Source organism: Lactiplantibacillus sp. YT640 (assembly GCF_049745435.1).
GTDB lineage: Bacteria > Bacillota > Bacilli > Lactobacillales > Lactobacillaceae > Lactiplantibacillus > Lactiplantibacillus plantarum.
This window is the reverse complement of the sequence record NZ_JBMNVY010000001.1, coordinates 128872-149300: the sequence shown is the minus strand read 5'-3', so window position 1 is coordinate 149300 and position 20429 is coordinate 128872. Positions and strand designations below refer to the sequence as shown.

The 20429-nt window shown below is 45.3% G+C and carries 19 protein-coding genes, 1 other RNA gene and 1 pseudogene; 16 read left to right on the top strand and 5 right to left on the bottom strand.

The window, feature by feature from the left end; all coding sequences use genetic code 11:
- Nucleotides 1-310 precede the first annotated feature (310 nt).
- From ACOV1R_RS00720 to ACOV1R_RS00710, 3 genes are all read left to right on the top strand, one after another.
- Nucleotides 311-1285, top strand: a complete 975-nt coding sequence (locus tag ACOV1R_RS00720) for a ketopantoate reductase family protein (RefSeq protein ID WP_015380665.1) — start codon at nt 311-313, stop codon at nt 1283-1285.
- A 189-nt stretch (nt 1286-1474) separates the two neighbouring features.
- Nucleotides 1475-3463, top strand: a complete 1989-nt coding sequence (gene nagE, locus ACOV1R_RS00715) for an N-acetylglucosamine-specific PTS transporter subunit IIBC (protein WP_015380664.1) — start codon at nt 1475-1477, stop codon at nt 3461-3463.
- Nucleotides 3464-3659: 196 nt separating this feature from the next.
- The gene (locus ACOV1R_RS00710) at nt 3660-4001 is read left to right on the top strand and encodes a hypothetical protein (RefSeq protein ID WP_003642737.1); all 342 of its coding nucleotides are present in this window, start codon (nt 3660-3662) and stop codon (nt 3999-4001) included.
- An 86-nt stretch (nt 4002-4087) separates the two neighbouring features.
- Here the strand turns inward: ACOV1R_RS00710 and ACOV1R_RS00705 are convergent, their stop codons facing one another.
- Nucleotides 4088-4537 carry a VOC family protein gene (locus ACOV1R_RS00705; protein WP_015380663.1) on the bottom strand — a complete coding sequence of 150 codons (450 nt, stop codon included), beginning with the start codon at nt 4535-4537 and terminating at the stop codon, nt 4088-4090.
- 1060 nt (nt 4538-5597) lie between these two features.
- On the opposite strand from ACOV1R_RS00705, the gene ACOV1R_RS00700 reads away from it, so the two are divergent.
- Both ACOV1R_RS00700 and ACOV1R_RS00695 read left to right on the top strand, forming a co-directional pair.
- Nucleotides 5598-6185: a GNAT family N-acetyltransferase gene (locus tag ACOV1R_RS00700; protein WP_003642738.1), complete on the top strand. Its 588-nt coding sequence runs from the start codon at nt 5598-5600 to the stop codon at nt 6183-6185.
- A gap of 84 nt (nt 6186-6269) precedes the next feature.
- Nucleotides 6270-7823 (top strand): ABC-F family ATP-binding cassette domain-containing protein, encoded by a 1554-nt coding sequence (locus ACOV1R_RS00695; protein ID WP_217203182.1) that lies wholly within the window; start codon nt 6270-6272, stop codon nt 7821-7823.
- A gap of 260 nt (nt 7824-8083) precedes the next feature.
- On the opposite strand, the pseudogene ACOV1R_RS00690 reads toward ACOV1R_RS00695, so the two are convergent.
- Nucleotides 8084-9274, bottom strand: a pseudogene (locus tag ACOV1R_RS00690) (GGDEF domain-containing protein).
- 223 nt (nt 9275-9497) lie between these two features.
- Between ACOV1R_RS00690 and ACOV1R_RS00685 the strand changes: the two are divergent.
- Complete coding sequence (locus ACOV1R_RS00685) at nt 9498-9728, top strand: hypothetical protein (RefSeq protein ID WP_003642741.1); 231 nt, start codon at nt 9498-9500, stop codon at nt 9726-9728.
- 25 nt (nt 9729-9753) lie between these two features.
- Nucleotides 9754-9975 (top strand): hypothetical protein, encoded by a 222-nt coding sequence (locus ACOV1R_RS00680; protein ID WP_003642742.1) that lies wholly within the window; start codon nt 9754-9756, stop codon nt 9973-9975.
- Between the two features lie 146 nt (nt 9976-10121).
- On the opposite strand, the gene ACOV1R_RS00675 is transcribed toward ACOV1R_RS00680, so the two are convergent.
- On the bottom strand, nt 10122-10586 hold the full coding sequence (locus ACOV1R_RS00675) for an Lrp/AsnC family transcriptional regulator (RefSeq protein ID WP_015380658.1): 465 nt from the start codon (nt 10584-10586) through the stop codon (nt 10122-10124).
- 221 nt (nt 10587-10807) lie between these two features.
- On the opposite strand from ACOV1R_RS00675, the gene ACOV1R_RS00670 reads away from it, so the two are divergent.
- The 7 genes from ACOV1R_RS00670 (at nt 10808) to ACOV1R_RS00640 (ending at nt 16619) form a co-directional block, all read left to right on the top strand.
- Nucleotides 10808-11701, top strand: coding sequence for a C40 family peptidase (locus tag ACOV1R_RS00670; protein ID WP_015380657.1), 894 nt, complete (start codon nt 10808-10810; stop codon nt 11699-11701).
- A gap of 66 nt (nt 11702-11767) precedes the next feature.
- Nucleotides 11768-12631 (top strand): alpha/beta hydrolase, encoded by an 864-nt coding sequence (locus tag ACOV1R_RS00665; protein ID WP_015380656.1) that lies wholly within the window; start codon nt 11768-11770, stop codon nt 12629-12631.
- 561 nt (nt 12632-13192) lie between these two features.
- A complete protein-coding gene (locus ACOV1R_RS00660; protein ID WP_003642746.1) occupies nt 13193-13357 on the top strand; it encodes a hypothetical protein in 165 nt (54 codons plus the stop codon).
- A 58-nt stretch (nt 13358-13415) separates the two neighbouring features.
- Nucleotides 13416-14159 carry an NUDIX hydrolase gene (locus ACOV1R_RS00655; RefSeq protein ID WP_003642747.1) on the top strand — a complete coding sequence of 248 codons (744 nt, stop codon included), beginning with the start codon at nt 13416-13418 and terminating at the stop codon, nt 14157-14159.
- Between the two features lie 105 nt (nt 14160-14264).
- Nucleotides 14265-15452 carry an MFS transporter gene (locus ACOV1R_RS00650; RefSeq protein WP_003642748.1) on the top strand — a complete coding sequence of 396 codons (1188 nt, stop codon included), beginning with the start codon at nt 14265-14267 and terminating at the stop codon, nt 15450-15452.
- A gap of 213 nt (nt 15453-15665) precedes the next feature.
- A complete protein-coding gene (locus tag ACOV1R_RS00645; RefSeq protein WP_003644671.1) occupies nt 15666-15983 on the top strand; it encodes a hypothetical protein in 318 nt (105 codons plus the stop codon).
- A 75-nt stretch (nt 15984-16058) separates the two neighbouring features.
- Complete coding sequence (locus ACOV1R_RS00640) at nt 16059-16619, top strand: ECF transporter S component (RefSeq protein ID WP_003642750.1); 561 nt, start codon at nt 16059-16061, stop codon at nt 16617-16619.
- 302 nt (nt 16620-16921) lie between these two features.
- Here the strand turns inward: ACOV1R_RS00640 and ssrA are convergent.
- Both ssrA and ACOV1R_RS00630 read right to left on the bottom strand, forming a co-directional pair.
- Nucleotides 16922-17293: a transfer-messenger RNA gene (gene ssrA, locus ACOV1R_RS00635) on the bottom strand.
- Nucleotides 17294-17375: 82 nt separating this feature from the next.
- Nucleotides 17376-18314, bottom strand: coding sequence for a DMT family transporter (locus ACOV1R_RS00630; protein ID WP_011101810.1), 939 nt, complete (start codon nt 18312-18314; stop codon nt 17376-17378).
- Between the two features lie 196 nt (nt 18315-18510).
- Between ACOV1R_RS00630 and ACOV1R_RS00625 the strand changes: the two genes are divergently transcribed.
- Together ACOV1R_RS00625 and ACOV1R_RS00620 are read left to right on the top strand one after the other, a co-directional pair.
- Nucleotides 18511-18780, top strand: coding sequence for an ACT domain-containing protein (locus ACOV1R_RS00625; RefSeq protein ID WP_015380652.1), 270 nt, complete (start codon nt 18511-18513; stop codon nt 18778-18780).
- A 9-nt stretch (nt 18781-18789) separates the two neighbouring features.
- Entirely contained in the window at nt 18790-20133 is a 1344-nt protein-coding gene (locus tag ACOV1R_RS00620) for a PFL family protein (protein ID WP_003642754.1), read from the top strand.
- The last annotated feature ends 296 nt before the right edge of the window (nt 20134-20429 follow it).

The window sequence follows — 20429 nt, the reverse complement described above, 5'->3', positions numbered from 1 at the left end:
GCGATGAGTAGCCGGATGTGAGTTCGGTTAGCAATAAGGTGGTACCGCGCGTAAGCGCCCTTTGGATAATTTGATCGATTATTCAAAGGGCGCTTTTTCGTCAAGTGACACATAGCATTATTTTTTAGTTAACACATAGTAGTCATTATTTAGGTCGCGCATCGCGGTTAATCATCGTAAACACATAGTTGTTCGACATCACGTGACAGCACATAGTAGATCGTAAGCACGGGCCCGTTTATTGGAAAAGCACTGAAGCGAGCGGGGAACATATACACATAGTGGGCAAGACGAAAGGATGGTTTTACTTATGAAATATGGCATTATTGGCGCAGGCGCAATGGGATATCGGTATGGTGTAATGTTACAAGAAAACGCCGGTGTTGACGTTGATTTTATCGACACGTGGGAACCAAACGTCGCAAAGGTCCGTGAGCAGGGCGGCGTTGATGTGGCGCGTGATCATCAAAATCACCATGTCGTTCCAATCAATATTTATTATCCTGAAGAATATCAGGGTCATCCAGATGTTTGGATTGTTTTTAAGAAGCAAATGCAGTTAGCCGATGAGCTCAAGCGCGATGCGTCGTTATTTCATGAGGACCAGTACGTTTTCGCCGCAATGAACGGGATGGGGCACTTTGAAAAGATTGCACAATATTTCCCAGAAAATCACATTATTGGTGGTACGGCGATGATTGCAACGGTCTTGAATGGTCCGGGTACGGTTGATTTTATGGGGCCTAAGGGTAGTGAGGCGATGCATATGAGTAAGTATGCAGGTCCTATTGATACGACTACCAAGCAAGTGATGGCCGATTTTAAGGCGGCTGATTTAAATCCGATTTGGTCTGATAATTTTATGGGCATGTGCATGTCCAAAGTTGTGTTTAACGCGGTCACCAATAGTTTGTGCACGATGTTCGAGATTCAGATGGGCCAATTCATCGAATATCCGGGCGTCAAGGATATGGCGACTCAAATGTTCAACGAAGCCTATGATGCTTGCGAAAGGGCAGGCATCAAACTCATTGAGACGCGGCAAGAAGAAATCGACTCGGTTGAAACGGTCAGTCGAGCCTATAAGTACCATTATCCATCAATGTATCAAGACTTCTCAAAGGGACGGCCAACCGAAGTTGATTATATTAATGGCTATATTGCTAAGATTGGGCGGGAACATGACTACGTTTGTCGCGTGCATGAGTTTGTGACTCACGAAGTCCATTTAGCAGAAATGATGCGGCAATACCGGCACCCGGAAATCCCCGTTGCTGAAAAATAAGATTATTAATGAAAAAGTTCTGAGTATTTTCAGAACTTTTTTTGTGGGCGGAAAAACTTAATTTAGTAAGGTTGAAATCGGTTTCTTTAACATTGGTCTATACACTTAGATGACCTTGTAAACTTGCAATGAAAACATGTTGTGATAGGATTTATAACGTGCTTAAAAAGAGAATGAGGAGAAATTGGTATGAAGACATATTTTCAGAAAATCGGTCAGTCATTGATGCTACCGATTGCAACGTTGCCCGCAGCAGCGATTTTGGTTGGGATTGGGAATTACCTGCCAAAACAGTGGCTGTTTGCAAATTACTTGATTCAGGGTGGTAACGTTGTCCTGAATAACTTAGCCTTGCTGTTTGCAGTCGGCTTAGCTATCGGGATGTCAGTCAATAAGGACGGCGCGGCAGCTATTGCTGGTTTGATCGCGTTTGAAGTTCCGGTGATGGTTTTAAAACCAGCGACATTAGCGACGATGCTGAATGTTAAAGTGAGTCAGATCAATCCAGCATTTAGCGCGTTAGATAACAATGTGCTGATTGGAATCGGTGCTGGACTGATTGCGGCTGCGCTCTATAATCGGTTCCACGAAGTAAAATTACCAATGGCGCTCTCATTCTTTAGTGGTAAACGCCTAGTGCCAATTATGGCTGCTTTTGTGATGCTGATTGTGACGGCGGTATTGTACCTTGTTTGGCCGTTTGTCTACGATGCCATCGTCCTCTTTGCAACGGGGATTTCAAAATTAGGTTTCGTGGGGGCTGGTCTATATGGCTTTTTCAATCGTTTATTGATTCCGACTGGTTTGCACCACGCCTTAAATTCCGTATTCTGGTATAACGTTGCGGGTATCAATGATATTGGCAATTTCTGGGCCAGCCATGGTGTTAAAGGAATCACAGGGATGTATGAAGCTGGATTCTTCCCAATTATGATGTTTGGCTTGCCAGCTGGTGCGTATGCAATTTATCGTAATGCACGACCGGAACGAAAAAAAGAAGTGGGTTCATTGATGTTAGCTGGTGCGTTTGCGTCGTTCTTTACGGGGGTGACCGAACCGCTTGAATTTTCATTCATGTTCGTGGCATGGCCGCTCTACTTATTACATGCCGTTTTTATGGGACTATCATTAGGATTCGCCGCGTTAATGCACTGGACCGCCAGCTTTTCGTTTAGTGGCGGGTTAGTCGATTATTTATTGAGTTTTCGGATGCCGTTAGCCAACCAACCCTATATGTTACTGGTTCAAGGGCTGGTGATGGCCGTCATTTATTACTTTGGTTTTGACTTTGCAATCAAACGGTTTAATTTGAAGACGCCTGGTCGTGAAGTTGTGTCTGCAGATGTCGATGGGGTGGGTGCACCTGCTAGTCCAGCGGTGGCCGTTGCAGCAACGGATGATAAGTATATGCGCCAAGCAAAGCAAATTTATGCGGCTATTGGTGGTCATGACAATATTAGTGTGATCAACAATTGTACGACGCGGCTGCGGTTACAACTTAAGAATACGGAAAAAGTCGATCAGCCGGCCGTAATGGCTGCTGGCGTGCCTGGTTTGAACGTACTGGATATTCATAACATTCACATTGTGATTGGCACGGAAGTCCAGTTCGTCGCGGAGGCTTTACAAAAATTATTTTCTGGTCAGGTGGCGACGACCCCGGCATCTGATGCTGAATCAAAGGCCCCGGTTGAACCGCAAACTGCTACTGTAACGGAAGCGCCGGTGACAACGATTTTGCGGGCACCGGCAACGGGACAATTAATGCCGATTAGTGCGGTTGCGGATGAGACGTTTGCTGGTAAACTCTTAGGTGATGGTTACGCTGTTGAACCCGAAGATGGTGAAGTCGTTGCTCCGGTTAGTGGGACAGTGACAAGTGTCTTTCCGACCAAACACGCTATCGGTTTGAAGACGACGAGTGGTTTAGAAGTCTTATTACACATGGGGATCAATACCGTGGAAATGAATGGTACGCCGTTCAAGTTACACGTGGCAACGGGTGACGAAATTGCGGCCGGTACTGCGGTAGCGACGGTTGACTTGGCTGCTATCAAGTCAGCCGGTAAAGCGACAACCATGATGGTCGTTATCACCAATATGGATTACGTTAACAAACTAACCCTTAATCCAACTGGTCATGTGACTAGCGGTGATTTGATTGGCGCAGCTGAATAAGTTACGCGCTGTCGACGTTGGGTTTATTGAAAAAGTTTCGTCTAAATCTTTTCGATTTAGGCGGAACTTTTTTTGTCGCATTGGTTATCGAGGCAACGGATGACAGCAAATGAACAGCTTGATGCGGGGACAGTGCGTTTGATTGCTTCCCGCTGACTCCCACGATATACTATTGGCATTATAGGGGGGCGGTAACATGATTGACGAAGTATTAGTATTGAACTCAACGCCAACGGGGATTTTACAGAATTCAGTTTCAGGAAGCATGGTGATTGACGCGGCACTTGATGCACGACTAGTCAAGCGACTAATGCAGGCGCTAACTCAATCGATGCTTAAGGTCAGGGTTGCAACCGCGGACGACTTACCGGTGACCGACCACCAATTGCTGGTCGTCAGTCGACCAGTGGCAGCCGTGTTGGACTTACAAGCTAGTGCGCGAGTTCTGATTTATCCAGAAGCAACGGGACTGACAGCCGCTGGAATGACACAGCTAGCAGTGCAGATTGATCAACGATTGACTAAAATATCCAGATAACGATCAAAAAACGCCCAGGGCAGTTGTTCGCAAGTTACTGAACAGTTGCCCTGGGCGTTTTTAATGATTAGTCTTTGTGGTGTTTTTTAATGATAGTTACTAATTTCAATCAAGTTGTTATCAGGATCACGAACATACAGTGACGTCAACTTTCCGTGGGCACCAGTTCTTTCAACCGGCCCGGCAATCACATCCACGAAATAACTCTTTAAGTGATGCTGGATATCATCAATATTATCTTTCGCAATCAAGCAAAGATCTGCACTGCCGGGTGTCGGCTTAGCCGCAATGGGTTGGTGTGGCTGGTCAGTGGTCTGAAAGTTAATTTTTTGTTTACCCACTAAGACAGCTTGGCGGTCACCATCGAAGGTCACAATGGGAAGGTCAAATACTTCATGGTAAAACCGTAATGACCGTGCAATGTCAGTAACGGTTAGGGTCAAATGATCGATATCGCGAATATTCACAAGCTCAAATCCCTTCAAAAATAATTCATTATTAAACGTGTCGTACTCATCAGATTTGGCTTGAACCATGATTAAAATGTACCAGTTAGATTGCTGTTCGTCAGCCGTTGCGCGTCCTATGCCGACCTCCGGGGCTGGGTGACAATTGCTGGAACGCAGCCGACGTCGATTTGAGCTAACGCATAACCCGCGTCATCTCAAATACGAGTCTTATTCTAAGCCGGAAGAAAGACACTTCCGACTAAGAATAATTTGGCTACTGAGCATTGTCACCCAGCCCCTCCAGTCTCAAGCCTGTGCGGGGCCACGGGTTGAAGCCGAGCATTGTCTAGCCAACGGATTAATGCGGTTTGGGTATTAGTCCGTTGGCGTAGCAAGCACAGGCTTTAGTGGCACCGAACACGTTTTTGGAACCCGCTCGAATGGCAGATTAACGGCCACTTAACTTGGTAAAATTTGTCGCTGACTATTTTGACACCGGAACCTTAAACGAAACGTCAGGGTTCCATTAACCACTTTGTCGAGACGTTCGATTATTACTATGCCACTTGAGGAATAGTGAGCTCCCACAATATCACTTTCAGACTGACAGGTAATTAACAAAATTACCGTTTATGAGGAACAATGATAAGTCCATCAAAGGTTGGGTACATCTTCGTCCGCCATTCGAATACTGTCCCGACTGGAAGGCGTTTCGGCCAATGCTCAGCGGTGAAATTCCACTTAGCAAGCGTCCTTGGCTTGGTTAGTGGAAGACCAGTATTTAAGACGTGGTCTGCGGCTTAAATCTGTGTCCACCGCGTTCCAGCAATTGGCAGAAATGCCTGGAAGTCGGTGTAGGACGTCGCTAACTAAGCAAGTTTACGCTAAATAGATCTTTTTCCAGCGGGCCTAAGCTGGCTGCTTTTGAACTTACCCAACTGGTATGTTTTAATCATGATTCATGCCAATAATAATGAGTATAAGACGGTGTTATTCAGTATACCACGATTGATAATGGGACGGATGTGACCGTATTTGGGAAGCAACTCAAAAAATAACAACTGTAACCGTTCACACCGGACGCGACTTTTGACAATGCTTGCTTTTCATAGTAATGTAGGTGTTACTATAAGAAGGAGGGCTATTCGTGATAACAATTCGACCAGCCGATCAAGACGACGCGGGCCAGATAGCACCGCTAATTAATATGATTTTTGATGAAATGCAACTTGAGGAACTAGACGACATTCCTGAACCTGACTTAGAGCAGGCCATTACTGCCGCTTACCGGACACCTGATTATTTGTCTGGTAAGGCAACGACAGTAGTGGCCGAGGCCGATGGTCAAGTGGTCGGGGTAGCGTTTGGTTATCCTGACAAAAATGAGGACGCGGTGGACGACGTGTTAGCACGAGTTACTGCGAATAATGATGCGTTTGGTTCAGCATTTGAAGCTGAAGCTGAAAGTTATGAGCACGAATGGTACCTGGATTCGATTGCGGTCGACCCGAATTATCAGGGTCATGGGATTGGCGGGAAGTTACTCGCCGCCCTGCCAAGATACGCGCGACAAGCTGGTCAAAAGCGGATTGGTTTGAACGTTGACATGGCTAATTTAGGAGCTAAGAAGCTCTATGACCGTTATCATTACGAATCGGTAGGAATTAAGCCTATCGGTGATCGGATGTACTTCCATATGCAATATGAACTAGATAAAGACTTGGTGCTAGCTTAGTATCAGGGCTATCGCAACGGGCCTCGTGATATGACGGGGCCCGTTTTAATACGGGTCAAAATGAAAGTGTAGGTTGAAAACAACATGGCTTTACTAGAAGTAACGGATTTATCGCAAAGCTTTGCGGACCGTAAATTATATGACGATGCGAATTTTACGTTGGAACGAGCGGATCATATGGGTATCGTTGGTCAAAATGGGGCGGGTAAGAGTACCCTAATTAAGATTTTAACTGGCCAGATCTTACCATTATCTGGTCAGATCAAGTGGCAGCGCAACGTTCGAACTGGCTATCTGGATCAATATGCCGATATTCCAGCCGGCATGACGCTATACGCCTTTTTGAAAACAGCTTTTCAACGCTTGTATGATTTAGATGCGCAGATGCAACAACTTTATGCGGATTATGCTGAAAAGGTGGATGACCAGTTATTGGAACGTGCAGGTCGGATTCAGGAGACCTTGGAAGCCAATAATTTTTATGATATTGAGACAGAAATGGAACGGGTAATTACCGGACTAGGATTAGATGAAATTGGTCGGGATCACGTCATCAGTGAGATGTCTGGTGGTCAACGGTCGAAGATCATCTTGGCTAAACTATTGCTGGAAAACCCGGATGTGATTATTCTTGATGAACCGACGAACTACCTCGATACGGCGCATATCAGTTGGTTGGAAGATTATTTGAACGGCTTTGAAGGGGCCGTTATGGTGATCTCTCATGACTATGATTTCTTGCAACAGGTCACAAACTGTATTTGTGACGTGGCATTCGGTAAAATTATTAAGTACCGGGGCGATTTTAAAGCGGCTATGCGGCAAAAAGAAGCACGTAAGGAAGCCCAACTGAAGGCGTTTGAAAAGCAACAAGTTGTGATTGAAAAAGCCGAAAAGTTCATTCGCAAGAACAAGGCCGGTTCAAAGTCAACGATGGCGAAGTCACGGGAAAAGATGCTATCGCATTTGGATCGGGTTGATCCACCGAGTGAAAATGAACACGCCAAGTTTGCCTTTCCATACCTTGATACGGGTTCTCAAAATGCATTGAGTGTGACGAAGCTGTCTGTTGGGTACGGAAAGCCGTTGTTGGAACCCGTGACTTTTACGATGACCAACGGTGAAAAATTAGCGTTTAAGGGCTTTAATGGGGTTGGTAAATCAACTTTGATCAAGTCAATTTTAGGTGTAATTCCAGCGTTAAGTGGTAAGTCAGATTTTTCGCCATCTGCTAAAATCAATTATTTCAATCAAGATTTGGAATGGGATAACCCACAGTTGACACCGTTACAGACGATTCAAAATGAATACCCTACGATGTTACTGAAGACAATTCGGACTAAGTTGGCTAAGTGTGGGATTAATGCGGCGAATGCGATGAAGCCCATGCACTTACTCAGTGGGGGCGAACAGACTAAGGTCAAATTAGCCTTGCTTGAATTGGTTCCAAGTAACTTCTTAATTATGGACGAACCAACGAACCATTTGGACGATGAAACTAAAGAAGGCCTCAAGCGTGCATTGCAGGCTTTCCAAGGTAATCTAATCTTGGTTAGTCATGAGAGCAGTTTTGTGAATGGCTGGGTCGACAAGGAATTGAACGTCGAGAAACTCAGTTTGAAAGAACGACAAGGCTAATTCTTATCCTTTTTAATAGCAGTCCATGCTTGGGCTTGTCTGTGGACAGACATTCAAGCATGGACTGTTTTTGGATGTCCTGATTAGGAGAAAATTATTTTTAGCTGACTAGTTAATTTGAAAATGGACTGCTGGCGATTCAGTAATTATTGGACCGTCAGCGCGCCATTGTCCCCATCGGTAATCGCTAAACCCAAAAAGGCCGTTAATTTGTAAATCGGGAACGAATTTACAAATTAACGGCCTTTTGGGAACAATTATTAATCCGTTAGTAATTGACTTTCAACCGTGGTCTGGTCGCGACCGGCCTGCTTGGACTGATAGAGGTAGTCGTCAACGCGGACGAACCAATCAGTGAAAGTCTGGTCGGTTGGTTGCAATTCTGAAATACCAATTGAAACGGTCACGTTCAACGTTTGAGCGTTAAATTTGATTGGCACTGTTTTCAGTTTACGCTGAATCGTACGCATTATTTGACCAGTTTCAAGCGCTGAGATGCCACGAAAAATGATGACGAATTCTTCACCGCCATAGCGGAAGATCTGACCGTGAGTGCTGCGCTGATTAAGTTCAAGTTCAACAAAATGCGCCACGTGTCGGAGTACGGCGTCGCCAGCCAGATGGCCGTACTGATCGTTAAAGGCTTTAAAGTGGTCAATATCGAACATGACCATGGTGACGGGCCCCATTTGATGGTGCTGATACGCGGCAAACACTTCACGCGCATGCGTGTCAAAGCTGGCGCGGTTACGAATACCGGTTAATTCATCGTAATTGACTTGTTGATCAAAGGTGAGCACTTCATTGAAAAACTTTTGGACGCGATTGACTGCTAAACGAATCAACTACATGTAAAGGACAAAGGCTAGAATGATGACGAGTGTATGGCTCAATTTGAACGGATGAACTGACCAAATAACGCCCCACCAAGTGCCACTATATAGTATTTGGAACAGGAGATACTTCCATTGAATAGCGTGTAATTCTTGATAGTTATGAGTAATATAGACGACTGTACTAATCAAGATAATGGCCATGGCCAGAAAAACTGGCAGGTACTGCGTGCTGTGGCCCAACCAGATGGCCTGACCATAAATGAACAATGGCATTAACAGGTTAATAATTTCAACGGCCAGGTTGCGCATGGTGTTAAGGCTGAACAGAAGAATCGTTAATTGAACCGTTGCGTAGGTCCAACTGATAATGCTACCTGAATTCAGCGTAATGAATATTTGTCGTAATAGGATCATACTAATGAGGACACTTAAAGCCTCGGCACCATGGGCCACAATAGTCCAATATCGATTTTGACGACGATGGACCTGTTGCTCTAGGAGGTAGGTCAGAATGGTCATTAGGGTGATCAGGCCAATTGTAATGAGAACGACAATTAGCATTTTGATATTAAAAAGATCTCGGCCTAAGCTCGATAGCGTAAGTAGATGTAACACAGTGCGCCCCCATAATTGTTGCGTTTAATTAATTTGTCCTTTAATCATAACACGTTACGCAGGTAACTGTTAACAGCAGTTTGCAATAATTTAAAAATCATCAAACAGTCTTTACTGAAAAATAACCTAGTCTTTACATAAATATGATGATGATTTAGGCCTCAATACGGCATACTTACCATGTAAGGTTAGATAGCAAACGCAATAAAAAGGAGTTTGTAAAATGCTGCATGGAACGTTCTATGGTGTGATCTTGATTAGTTTCTTGATTGGTATCGGCGTGCAGTGGTATTTTCGTGAATACTTTCAATTATTAGTGTTCGGCCATAGTGTTGAGATTTTATTTATGATGGTATTAGGTTGGTACCAGTTCGGCATGCTCGTTTTACTACCGCTGTTAGTTTTATGGGGAATTGGACTTGGTGCAATTTATGTGATGAACCGATTCGCGTAATTAGTTTGTGTCGTGGAGGTGCCCAATGAGACGATGGTTTGTGAGTTACACGCTAGGAATGATTGTTGGTGCGGTGTTATTTTTGTGTAGTTTAGTTGCCATTCATTGGTTGGGACCACAATTATGGGTGGGCGTGGCTTTAGGTGGGAGTCTATTGGTAGGCTGTAATATTGGCTTAGAAGTTCTCAAGCGTCATTATCAAGTGACGACACCACAAGCGATTTTTAGGTTATTGAATTGGTCCTGAGGTGCCCATAACTGATAGTTGGGTTTGATTTGAAGCGGGCTACCGATCTCTGACATTGCAATTGGAATTCATTAAATAGGCGCACCGAGAAACTAACATGGTTTCTCGGTGCGCCTATTAAGCTACAGTTTCCCTGTGCATGCGGATTAATGATTAATTTTAGACATGTCGTGATCATCGGGCAACGTGAGGCCACGGTTAGGGACACTTGTTGAAAAGACGATCTGAGTACTCGTTTTTCCAAATGTTTGTAATTGGTTGACAAACTCGTCTAATGCCTGCGTTGATTCGAAAATCACTTTCAAAATTTGAGAGTATTCACCCGTGACACAGTCACATTCCAGAATATTAGGAATGCCGGCAACAAATGGGTAAAAGCGCTCCTTTTGCGTTGGTTCAAGTTGGAGTTGAATATAGGCTTTTATGTGGTAATTGAGCTTTTCAAAGTTAAGATTTGCTTGATAGTCACGAATGATGCCACTCTTTTTCAGACGAGTGATGCGAGCGGAAATTGCGGGCGAAGAAATGAAGCATTGATCGGCGAGCGCTTTTAAGGAGATTCGCGCGTCGGCCTGCAAGGCGTTCAAAATCTTCAAATCGGTTTTATCCATCGTTAAAACGCCTCCTAAGTAATTATTAGTATCATAGCATACTTTCACAGTGATTTTTAATATTTAGTGTAAAGTTTCTACTGAAAGGATAGCTTCTTAACGTGCCGAGGTGCCACGGCGGTGTGGGGCGATCGATTAAAGTTAAAATCACTTCAAGGTTTGACCAGGAAGCCAGAAGTGGTTCCGGAGATATGGTAAACTGAAAAAATGAGGTGACTAGAATGCAATCAACACGGATCATTGCGGCCGTTGCGAACGTGTGGCGGCAGCCAAACAATACGTCCATCGATACTCCGGCACTAGCAAATGTCGGCTTACAACCATGGTTGGCGCAGTTATCAGATGAAGATACTGTGGCTTTGGAACGCGACAATCGCATCGTGACGCAGGCGTTATTTAACGACGTCTTTTTAGTCGAACAGTTTGTCAATGGCTGGGCCTATGGTTACGTTGTTAATCAGGCCGACTCCCGGCATCCACAGGGGTATCCAGGATGGGTATGGGCGGCGCAATTGTCGACCGTCCCATTGCCGGTTCAAACTGGGCCGATGATTACGATACGGCGTGGTTTTACGCCGTTACTATGCTTAGATGGCCGTACGTTCTTAAATCTTAGCCTTGGAACGGAACTACCCGTTATTAGTAGCAAAGATCATCGTTATTATACGGTCCAGACCCCACTCGGAACGGGCAAAATTGCAAAACGTGCGACGCAGTTTGCATTTAGAACCGCGCGCTTGACACCGGGAGCGACACTCGTTCGCCTCGGTGAAGAATTCTTGGATTTACGCTACCTATGGGGTGGCATCAGTGCTTATGGTTTCGATTGTTCTGGATTCGTCTATACCTTGCATCGCAGTCTAGGTATTCGCTTACCGCGCGATGCTCAGGATCAGATCAAGCAAGGAGTGGCGGTCGACATAGCAAATGCCCAGCTTGGGGATCTGTGTTTCTTTGCTCATAATCATGGGAACGGTGCGGTACACCACGTTGCCCTATATGCCGGTGATGGCTGGCTATTACATGCACCCACGCCTGGCAAATACGTGACATACTTGCAGTTAGCAAGCACTTATTTACAAGATGAGTTGGTCGCTGTCAAACGAAATTGGTAATGTGAGTTCAATTGACTTAGATTTAATTAAAGTAGAATATTTCAAAATATTAATGGGGCGGATAAAGTGAAACAAATTAAATGGTGGCTGTTGGCAGTCTTATTAGTCGTTGGCTTAACCGGTTGTGGTTCTCAAACCACTAAGAAACAAGCAACGCAACAGGCGGCAAGTACTAAAAAAATATCGCCGTATGTGAATCAACAGACCCCCACATTTTACGTCCACGGGTTTCAGGGGAGTGCGAAGTCAACGAATACCCTGATTGCGCATGCTGAAAAGACTGCTCATGCTCACAAAGTTTTGGTGGCAACGGTCAGTACCAGTGGTCAAGTGACGTTGACGGGTAAATGGCGTGGTCGGGTGCGTAACCCGATAATTCAAGTCGTGTTCAAGAACAATCTGGCCCAGTATGACCAACAGAGTGCTTGGCTGGCTAAGGTGATTACCACGGTTCAACAACAGCACGCGTTTAAACATTATAATATCGTCGCCCATTCTGCGGGCTGTGTCGCTAGCGTTAATATGCTGATGACGCAACAAACGACGACTTTTCCGAAGATCAGTAAGTTAGTAACGATCGCTGGCCCGTTTGATGGGGTGGTCGGGGAAGATGATGTTGCTAATCAGAACTCGTTTCTGACTTCTGGGCAACCGAAATATTTGCATGCAGCCTATGAATTATTGGCAGCCAAGCGGAACAATTTTCCTAAAAATGTACAACTATTGAATATCGTGGGAACCTTGAACGATGGTAGTCATTCGGACAGCTTGGTCACCAACGTGTCGGCCCGTTCCATCAAGTATTTATTGCGTGGGCGGGATGTCGATTACACCGAAAAAGACTTTTATGGGGCCCATGCGCAGCACAGCCAGTTACATGAAAATACTAAGGTAGCACTGGCAGTTGACCGCTTTTTATGGCATCGATGATATGACTGGGGCTCTGCTAATCAGTAGTTGGTTTGGGATTGTGAGTCAGTCACGTTACGCAATTAGAATCAAAATCAAACAAGCTCATCCGGCCTTAGTCAGGTCAGATGAGCTTGTTTGATGATCGTCATCCTGAAGTCAGCGGGTTGGTCTGGGCTAGAGAAAGAATAGAATATAAGCCGTTCGAATAAGGTGGTACAACGCATATAGGGTAATTAAATAAACAACTGAGATACCGCCATATACGGCATATTTATAATTGCGCATGTAAAAACCTCCCTTATAATATTACCTTTAGTGTAAATCGGAATCTGTTTTTACACAATGCAAACGCCTTCATTATTAGGGCTAAATTTAAATTAAGTCAAAGAAAGAGCATTCTGTTAGCGATAACTTCAAAAATATGATAAAGTTAATTGTTAGTTCGGTGGACTTCACGCTGCCGGATTAAATTTACCTCAGATTTTGGATAAATTAATTTTTAGTATCATGTACTTGCCCCAGTATTGAGTATTAGAATTATTTACAGATTTCCTGAGCATTAGGAAAGGATGTAATTCAATGCGCGTTACCATTAATCGCGGTCAAGAGGTCTACACTGATATTCCCTTAATGACCGCCCGACATCGCTATATCAAAGCGGATGTCTGGGAAATAAAAAAAGCAATTATTGAAAAGTCAGCCATTAACGGGTGGACGGTTCAAGCGCTACAAGCAATGAATTAAAAAATAAACAACGGCCACGGCATTTGCCAGTGGCCGTTTTTGTAGGAGGACGATTTGAATGGCGCATGAAGTCAGTTATCGGCCATTAATCAGTATTACGAACGTAATCTGGAGTTTCGATGCAGTGACCAAGCAACTGCTGGTCCTGCTTATTCAGCGTGATCACGCTCCTTTTGAGAATACCTGGGGATTACCGACGACGTATTTGAGAACGGATGAGAGTGCGGATGAAGCCGCATTGCGATTAGTTCGTGAGAAGTTGGGCGTCCAGCTTGCCCAATTCCATACAGAACAGTTAGGGACGTTTACCGCGGTCGATCGCGTGCCGGGTGAACGCTCACTGGCGTTGACGTATATGGTTTATTTGCCAGTCAAGCCGGAACTAGTTCCGGGGTATGGTGCGCGCGATGTCAAGTGGTTTGCCATTACGCCGCGGGTGGATCGTGATGATCTGGTCGCTGATGGTTTGGCATTTGCTGGTGTTCCCGATTCGCAGACGGAGCGGGAGTTTTATCAACGAATCGCCAAGCAGTTGTTAACCGCCGATCATGGCCTGATCTTAAGAAACGCCCTACAACGTGTGCGCAATCGCCTGGACTATGCTCCTACGATCTTATTAGTGTTAGGTGAGCAGTTCACACTCAAACAGGCGCGCCAGCTGTATGCGATTTTGTGGCGGCAGCCAGTGGCAACCATCGACAATTCAAACTTTCGTAAAACCCACGTTCATTTATTTACAGAGGTGGGGACAGCCCGACCTGGCTCTTCTGGACGCCCCGCTAAGGTATACCGGCTAAAGTAGTTCATTTGACACGTCCAAGTCGGTATGCTACTTTTATAGCACCATAAAGGTAAAAAATACCTAAATTAGTGGAAGGCTAATTAGGAAATTTGGGAGAGTATTGGAATGGTCGAAAGTAAAAGAAATAGTGCTAAGCTATTATGGGTCATCGGGACGGCCTGGCTTTTTGATGCGTTAGACGTGGCCCTGCTATCATTTGTGATGCCGGTTATTAAAGAAAGTTGGCAGCTAACTGCAGGACAGTTGGGAGCAGTCAGTGCGATCACCACGCTTGGCATGATGATTGGGGCCTTGGTATGCGGCTATTTAGCAGATAAATTGGGGCGTAAGCCGGTCCTTATTGGGACGCTACTGCTTTTTTCGCTTGGTAATTTGTTATTGACGATTACCCCGAACGTCGAGTGGTTCTTAGTCGTTCGGTTGTTGACTGGCATTGGTCTGGGGGGTGAACTACCGGTTGCTGCGACAATGATTGCTGATCATTATACGGGAACACAGCGCTCACGCATGCTAGTCCTGGTAGATAGTTTTTGGGCGTTTGGCTGGATTGCAGCATCGTTATTGGCCTTTTTAGTGATGCCACACATTGGTTGGCGGATGACGGTCTTAATCACCGCCTTAATGGGGTTGTATGCGTTGCTGTTACGCCGACACTTACCTGCAGAACAGGAGGCTAATCGGCCACAAAAAGTTGATTTTAGACAGGCATTGCGGCAAGTGTGGTCCGCTAAATATCGACGAGCTACGATTTGCCTCAGCATTCTATGGTTTGTGATTATGTTTGCCTATTACGGTATGTTTTTATGGCTTCCAAGCGTTTTGGTGTTGCGCGGATTTTCATTAGTACATGGGTTTGGCTATACGATGTTGATGAGCTTGGCGCAACTTCCCGGCTATTATCTAGCTGCGTGGTTGATCGGCGTCGTCAAGCGTAAGGCGGTATTGGCAACTTATCTGATTGGGACGGTCGTCAGTGCCGCAGCTTTTGGGACGGCCAATAATCCAACGATGATTCTGATTAGTGGTGCATGGTTGTCGTTCTTTACGCTAGGGGCGTGGGGAATTATGATTGCTTTCACACCGGGGCAATTTGCGCCCGCGGTACGGGGAATTGGTATGGGCGTTGCCCAGTCAATTGGTCGCATTGGCGCAACCATCGGCCCATTTTTAGTTGGTGCGCTGATGGCAATTGGATTTGGCATTCCGGCAATTTTTATGGTGTTCGTGGCCGTACTCTTACTCGGTGTTGGGGTATTGCTATTCGGGTTACCGAATCAAGAGACGGATGATTAAGTATCGGTGGCAGATATAAATTAAATCGTAAGTTAAAATTACTTATATGGAATGGACTAGTGATGTGGGCGCTGTTGCTGAATTTGAATTGAAATGATTCAATAATATTTTTTGTGAAAGTTAAACGAGCTCAGTGATGACGCGGCTTTGAGGGTGTCATTCGTTGCGAAGCCAAAGCGAAACTCCTATGATTACACTGAGGAGTTGAAAAAAATGGCAAAGGCAAAAGCACGTACGACCCAACCGAATGAACGATTAAGTGCCCAACTAGCACTTGCCAGCATGGCAATTGAGATTCGAAGCGATGTTGTGTTGACCAGGTTAGTTGCGCGGGCTCGTCGCCGGCTTAATCGTAGTGGTGACAGTATTGCTATCGCGCACCAAATCGCTGTTGATCTAGGTTATTATTTAGTGTGTCATCAATACAAAATGCCCCGAGCTGCTTATGATTTGTTAGCAGTTGCGTATGAAGTAAGTGTTGAGACGCCCACACGAGCGACTATTATTCAGTTACCGTCACGAAAAAAATAGACTAGGACTATCAATTGATTCACACTTATATTAGAATATAATGATAAATAGATGTGCAAAATTGGAGGGAATTGAATGGGAAGGTCTGAACAATTAAAAAAGCTCGTCTTGGCAGGGTTATTTGCCGCCATTATTTTTATTGGTATCAGTGTATTACGAATTCCGTTGCCCGCGATTGTTGGGCGGCCATTTATTCATTTTGGTAATATTTTGACAGTGCTCGCAGTGATGTTGCTTGGTTTTGGCTATGGTGCTACGGCTGGTGCAGTGGGGCTTGGCTTGTTTGATATTCTGAATGGGTATGCCGCAACTTCGTGGTTAACAATTATTGAAGCAATTATTCTGGCCGCGATGGTCAACCTGAGTTTCAAGTCAATCGGCTATCGCGAAGATCGTATTGGCCGGCTTTACTGGGTATCGTTAGTCGCAGGGCTCACAAAAATCGTCACTTCGTGGTGTACAGGCGTGATTGAAGCCTTAATGGTGGGGACAACGCTCAAGGTCGCCATGATTGGGTCCTTCACGAGTTTATTAGCAGCGACCATTAATGCGGTGGCATGTGTCATCATTGTGCCGTTATTGTATCGGATCTTAGTACAGGTTGGGTTTAACCGCCAGCGGGTCGGTACGGTCTAAATGGCCGCATGCTAACGCAGCTGGATTAGTGCCGTGAGCACTTATTATTTTAACAGACTGGTTGCAATCCACTTTAACACCGTTGGCTGTGGCGTTTATAATTATTGGACAGATTTTGGTTGATCAGGTTAACCATGGTTGTATTATCGGTAAAAAAAGCCCTTTCCAATTTGGAAAAGGGCTTTTTACTGAAGTAGCACGCTAATCAAAATAGGACAAAAAAAGCTATCCCGTTAGGATAGCTTTAATGAATATTGATATAACAAGTGTTCTGGAGCTTATTACATCACTTTGAAACTCAATAATGGAGATGGCGAGAGTCGAACTCGCGTCCAAGCATATTGCCCCTCGGATATCTACGCTCATATTCATACTATTTAAATTTCATCATTGCAAACGCCGTATGACAGGGCACCCAGCAATGACTAACCTGATTAGTCTCTTCTCGCAACTCCAGGTGGAAGCTTTGAGCGTAAGTCCACTAAATTTAGGACCCAGATCCAGAACATGGACGATCCTGGGAGGATCTACGTTAAGCGCTTATTAGGCAGCTAAAGCGTAAGAATTGTTATTATTTTTTGCAGTTATAATTTAAACTGAGCGTTTTTACGTAGACGCAACCTACGAAGCGCAATCCGAACTCAAACTATACCTGTCGAATCCAGAACATCCCCAAATTCAACAATCCTAGTTTAGCACAGCTCAACTGTTCTGCCAACTAATCTGTCTACTGGTCATGACAATCATTACAGCAGTTTAAGATGAAGAGTGTGCTCGGCGGCGCCGCAAAAAGTGCAACATTTTATGTGTGTTCAGTGAAAGTGCCATGACTGCCAAGATAATCAGTAAGCCGCCGATAAAATCGAAGCTAGTGAGTTGAACGTTTAGAAAAGTAATCGAGAAAACCGTCGCGGCTAAGGGCTCGAAGGCGTCCATCAAACTGGCCGTTGTCGGTAGAATATCGCTTAAACTACGCGCAAACATCAGGAAGGGGGCCACCGTTCCTAAGAGAATAATGACGATTAACAAGCCTAATTGGGGCCAGGTAATCGTCAGGTGGACACGCCACATGGGTTGTAACAAGGTTAGAAACAGACCCGCAATCAGTAACCCCCAGCCAGTGACGGTTAATGCGCCATACTTTGGTAAAATGGTTCGCGGAATCAAGGTGTTCGTGGCGACCCCGATGGCGGATAAGCCGCCCCAGAACAAGATGACGGGTGAAATTGCTAGACTGTTTAAGTGACCGTGTGTCACGATCAATAGTGTCCCGATAAAGGCCATGATCATACCAATCAGTTCGATACGACTGGGTGTCACGTGCTTAAATAAGAAGTAATAGATGCTGATAATGAATGGGCCAAGAAATTGGATAATCGTGGCAATCGGGGCATTACCAACGCGAACCGCTTCGAAATAGCAAAGTTGAACCGGAATCAGCCCCAGCAAACCGTAACTCACCGCTGTCCAAGCGGCATGGCGGTGATGCCAGATTTTAAAGGGATGTTTACCAGCCACCATCCCCCAGACGAGTAAAATCAAGCCTGCACTGATCATGCGGACCTGCGTTAGCCACATTGCGGTTAGATGCGGATTATTGATGAAGAGGGTACTCGCAGCCACCCCTGAGATACCCCACAGAATACAGGCACTACTAGCGAGTAAGACGCCCCGTAAATGATTTTGTTGTGTCAAATTACGACTCCTTTCTGAAAATAATAAGCAATTTTCATTATAGCAAAGGTGCGTCTGGGAACCTATGTTTATGAGGAATCTCTTATTATTCTCATGGGTTACTTCATCAAAAGTAACGGGTGCGTTTCAGAAGAGCTCATGCTATGATATGAACAATCAAACGCGAATAATGATGCGTCTAACGGAGGCTATAAAGATGAAAGCAATTATTACCGTTGTGGGACAGGACCAAGTGGGAATTGTCGCAAAAGTAGCGAACGAGTTAGCACGTTTAAAAATCAATATTGTCGATATTTCGCAAACCTTGATGGATCATAATTTTACCATGATGCTATCGGCGGAATGGGATGACCAGCAATTAAGTTTTGCGGCGGCCAAAGAGGCGTTAGAATCGCTCGGTGAGGCATCAGAGTTAACGATTCGAATTCAACGGCAAGCGGTTTTTGACGCAATTCAGAAGTTATAGGAGGCGGCCATGGAAAGTCGTTCAATTTTAGAAACAATTCAGATGGTGGCCGAGGAAAATCTTGATATTCGTACAATCACAATGGGCATTTCGCTCTTTGATTGTGTTGATAGTGATGGTGAGCGGGCCCGGCAAAAAATCTATGATAAGATCACGACTAGCGCGAAGGACTTGGTCAAAGTGGCCGCTCAAATTCAAGAAGAGTACGGTATTCCTATCATCAATAAGCGAATTGCGGTAACGCCGATTGCATTGATTGCGGCTGCGAGTCAGGATCAAGACTATGTCGCGTACGCAGTAACCATGGAACGGGCAGCTCAAGCGCTAGGTGTCGATCTCATTGGTGGTTTCTCCGCCCTGGTTCAGAAGGGGTATCAGAGTGGGGACCGCAAACTGATTGCATCGATTCCCGCCGCGTTAGCTGCAACTAGCCGTGTTTGCAGTTCGGTAAATGTCGGGTCGACACGGGCTGGAATCAACTTGGACGCGGTCGGTGAAATGGGTCGTATTATAAAGCAGATTGCGGCTGACGATCCGGTCAATTGCATGAGTTTAGTGGTATTTGCCAATGCGGTCGACGATAATCCGTTCATGGCGGGCGCTTTTCACGGTGTTGGTGAAGCTGATCGAGTTATTAACGTTGGGATCAGTGGCCCTGGTGTCGTAAAACGAGCCTTAGAAGAAGTTCGCGGTCAGTCGATCGACATTGTGTCGGAACAAATTAAGAAGACGGCGTTTAAAGTGACACGGATGGGGCAATTTGTTGGGTCCATCGCGTCAGAACGGTTGCACGTCCCATTTGGGATTGTTGATCTATCACTGGCACCAACGCCTAACGAAGGCGATTCGGTTGCTGAGATCCTGGAAGAAATCGGGTTGGAAAGTGTCGGTGCGCCGGGAACAACGGCGGCGTTGGCCTTACTGAATGATGCCGTGAAGAAGGGTGGCGTGATGGCCTGCGAACATGTCGGTGGACTGTCGGGTGCCTTTATTCCGGTTTCTGAAGATGCTGAGATGATTCGGGCGGTCAGTGCTGGTCGTTTGAATATTGAAAAACTTGAAGCGATGACAGCAGTGTGTTCAGTTGGTCTGGATATGATTGCAGTACCTGGTGATACTAGTGCCGCGACTATCAGTGGGATGATTGCCGATGAAGCTGCGATTGGGATGATCAACAACAAAACAACGGCGGTGCGCGTCATACCAGCTACCGGCAAAGGTGTTGGTGATGCGGTTGAATTTGGGGGCTTGTTCGGTCAAGCACCAGTTATGCCGGTCAACACCAATCAACCAACGACGTTCATTAAGCGTGGGGGTCATATTCCGGCACCAATCCACTCCTTTAAGAATTAGGCACAGTGGACGTTGTGAAGGGGCGAACCGGCAGTCATCCTGAACTTAAATGGTGACTTCACGCTCGCAACTCGTGAAATGTAACTGAATGATGCACGATTTCCTGGTCGGTATGAACGGCAGAAAATCGTGCTTTTTATGTCAGTGAGCATGACTCTGGTATGATGTGTGACTGATGTGCCAAGATTATTAAGTGTCCCTCAATGATGGGATGACACAGTTATTTCACAAATCGTGCACGCTTTGTTATTAATTTGTTGTTATACTAATCCTGAATCCTAGCGCGAAGTAGGGTA

Bases quoted from the DNA above. Each gene is read 5' to 3' on its own strand.
- ACOV1R_RS00720 (WP_015380665.1), top strand. From the start codon at position 311: ATGAAATATGGCATTATTGGCGCAGGCGCAATGGGATATCGGTATGGT.
- nagE (WP_015380664.1), top strand. From the start codon at position 1,475: ATGAAGACATATTTTCAGAAAATCGGTCAGTCATTGATGCTACCGATT.
- ACOV1R_RS00710 (WP_003642737.1), top strand. From the start codon at position 3,660: ATGATTGACGAAGTATTAGTATTGAACTCAACGCCAACGGGGATTTTA.
- ACOV1R_RS00705 (WP_015380663.1), bottom strand. From the start codon at position 4,537: ATGGTTCAAGCCAAATCTGATGAGTACGACACGTTTAATAATGAATTA.
- ACOV1R_RS00695 (WP_217203182.1), top strand. From the start codon at position 6,270: ATGGCTTTACTAGAAGTAACGGATTTATCGCAAAGCTTTGCGGACCGT.
- ACOV1R_RS00685 (WP_003642741.1), top strand. From the start codon at position 9,498: ATGCTGCATGGAACGTTCTATGGTGTGATCTTGATTAGTTTCTTGATT.
- ACOV1R_RS00680 (WP_003642742.1), top strand. From the start codon at position 9,754: ATGAGACGATGGTTTGTGAGTTACACGCTAGGAATGATTGTTGGTGCG.
- ACOV1R_RS00675 (WP_015380658.1), bottom strand. From the start codon at position 10,586: ATGGATAAAACCGATTTGAAGATTTTGAACGCCTTGCAGGCCGACGCG.
- ACOV1R_RS00670 (WP_015380657.1), top strand. From the start codon at position 10,808: ATGCAATCAACACGGATCATTGCGGCCGTTGCGAACGTGTGGCGGCAG.
- ACOV1R_RS00660 (WP_003642746.1), top strand. From the start codon at position 13,193: ATGCGCGTTACCATTAATCGCGGTCAAGAGGTCTACACTGATATTCCC.
- ACOV1R_RS00655 (WP_003642747.1), top strand. From the start codon at position 13,416: ATGGCGCATGAAGTCAGTTATCGGCCATTAATCAGTATTACGAACGTA.
- ACOV1R_RS00650 (WP_003642748.1), top strand. From the start codon at position 14,265: ATGGTCGAAAGTAAAAGAAATAGTGCTAAGCTATTATGGGTCATCGGG.
- ACOV1R_RS00645 (WP_003644671.1), top strand. From the start codon at position 15,666: ATGGCAAAGGCAAAAGCACGTACGACCCAACCGAATGAACGATTAAGT.
- ACOV1R_RS00640 (WP_003642750.1), top strand. From the start codon at position 16,059: ATGGGAAGGTCTGAACAATTAAAAAAGCTCGTCTTGGCAGGGTTATTT.
- ACOV1R_RS00625 (WP_015380652.1), top strand. From the start codon at position 18,511: ATGAAAGCAATTATTACCGTTGTGGGACAGGACCAAGTGGGAATTGTC.
- ACOV1R_RS00620 (WP_003642754.1), top strand. From the start codon at position 18,790: ATGGAAAGTCGTTCAATTTTAGAAACAATTCAGATGGTGGCCGAGGAA.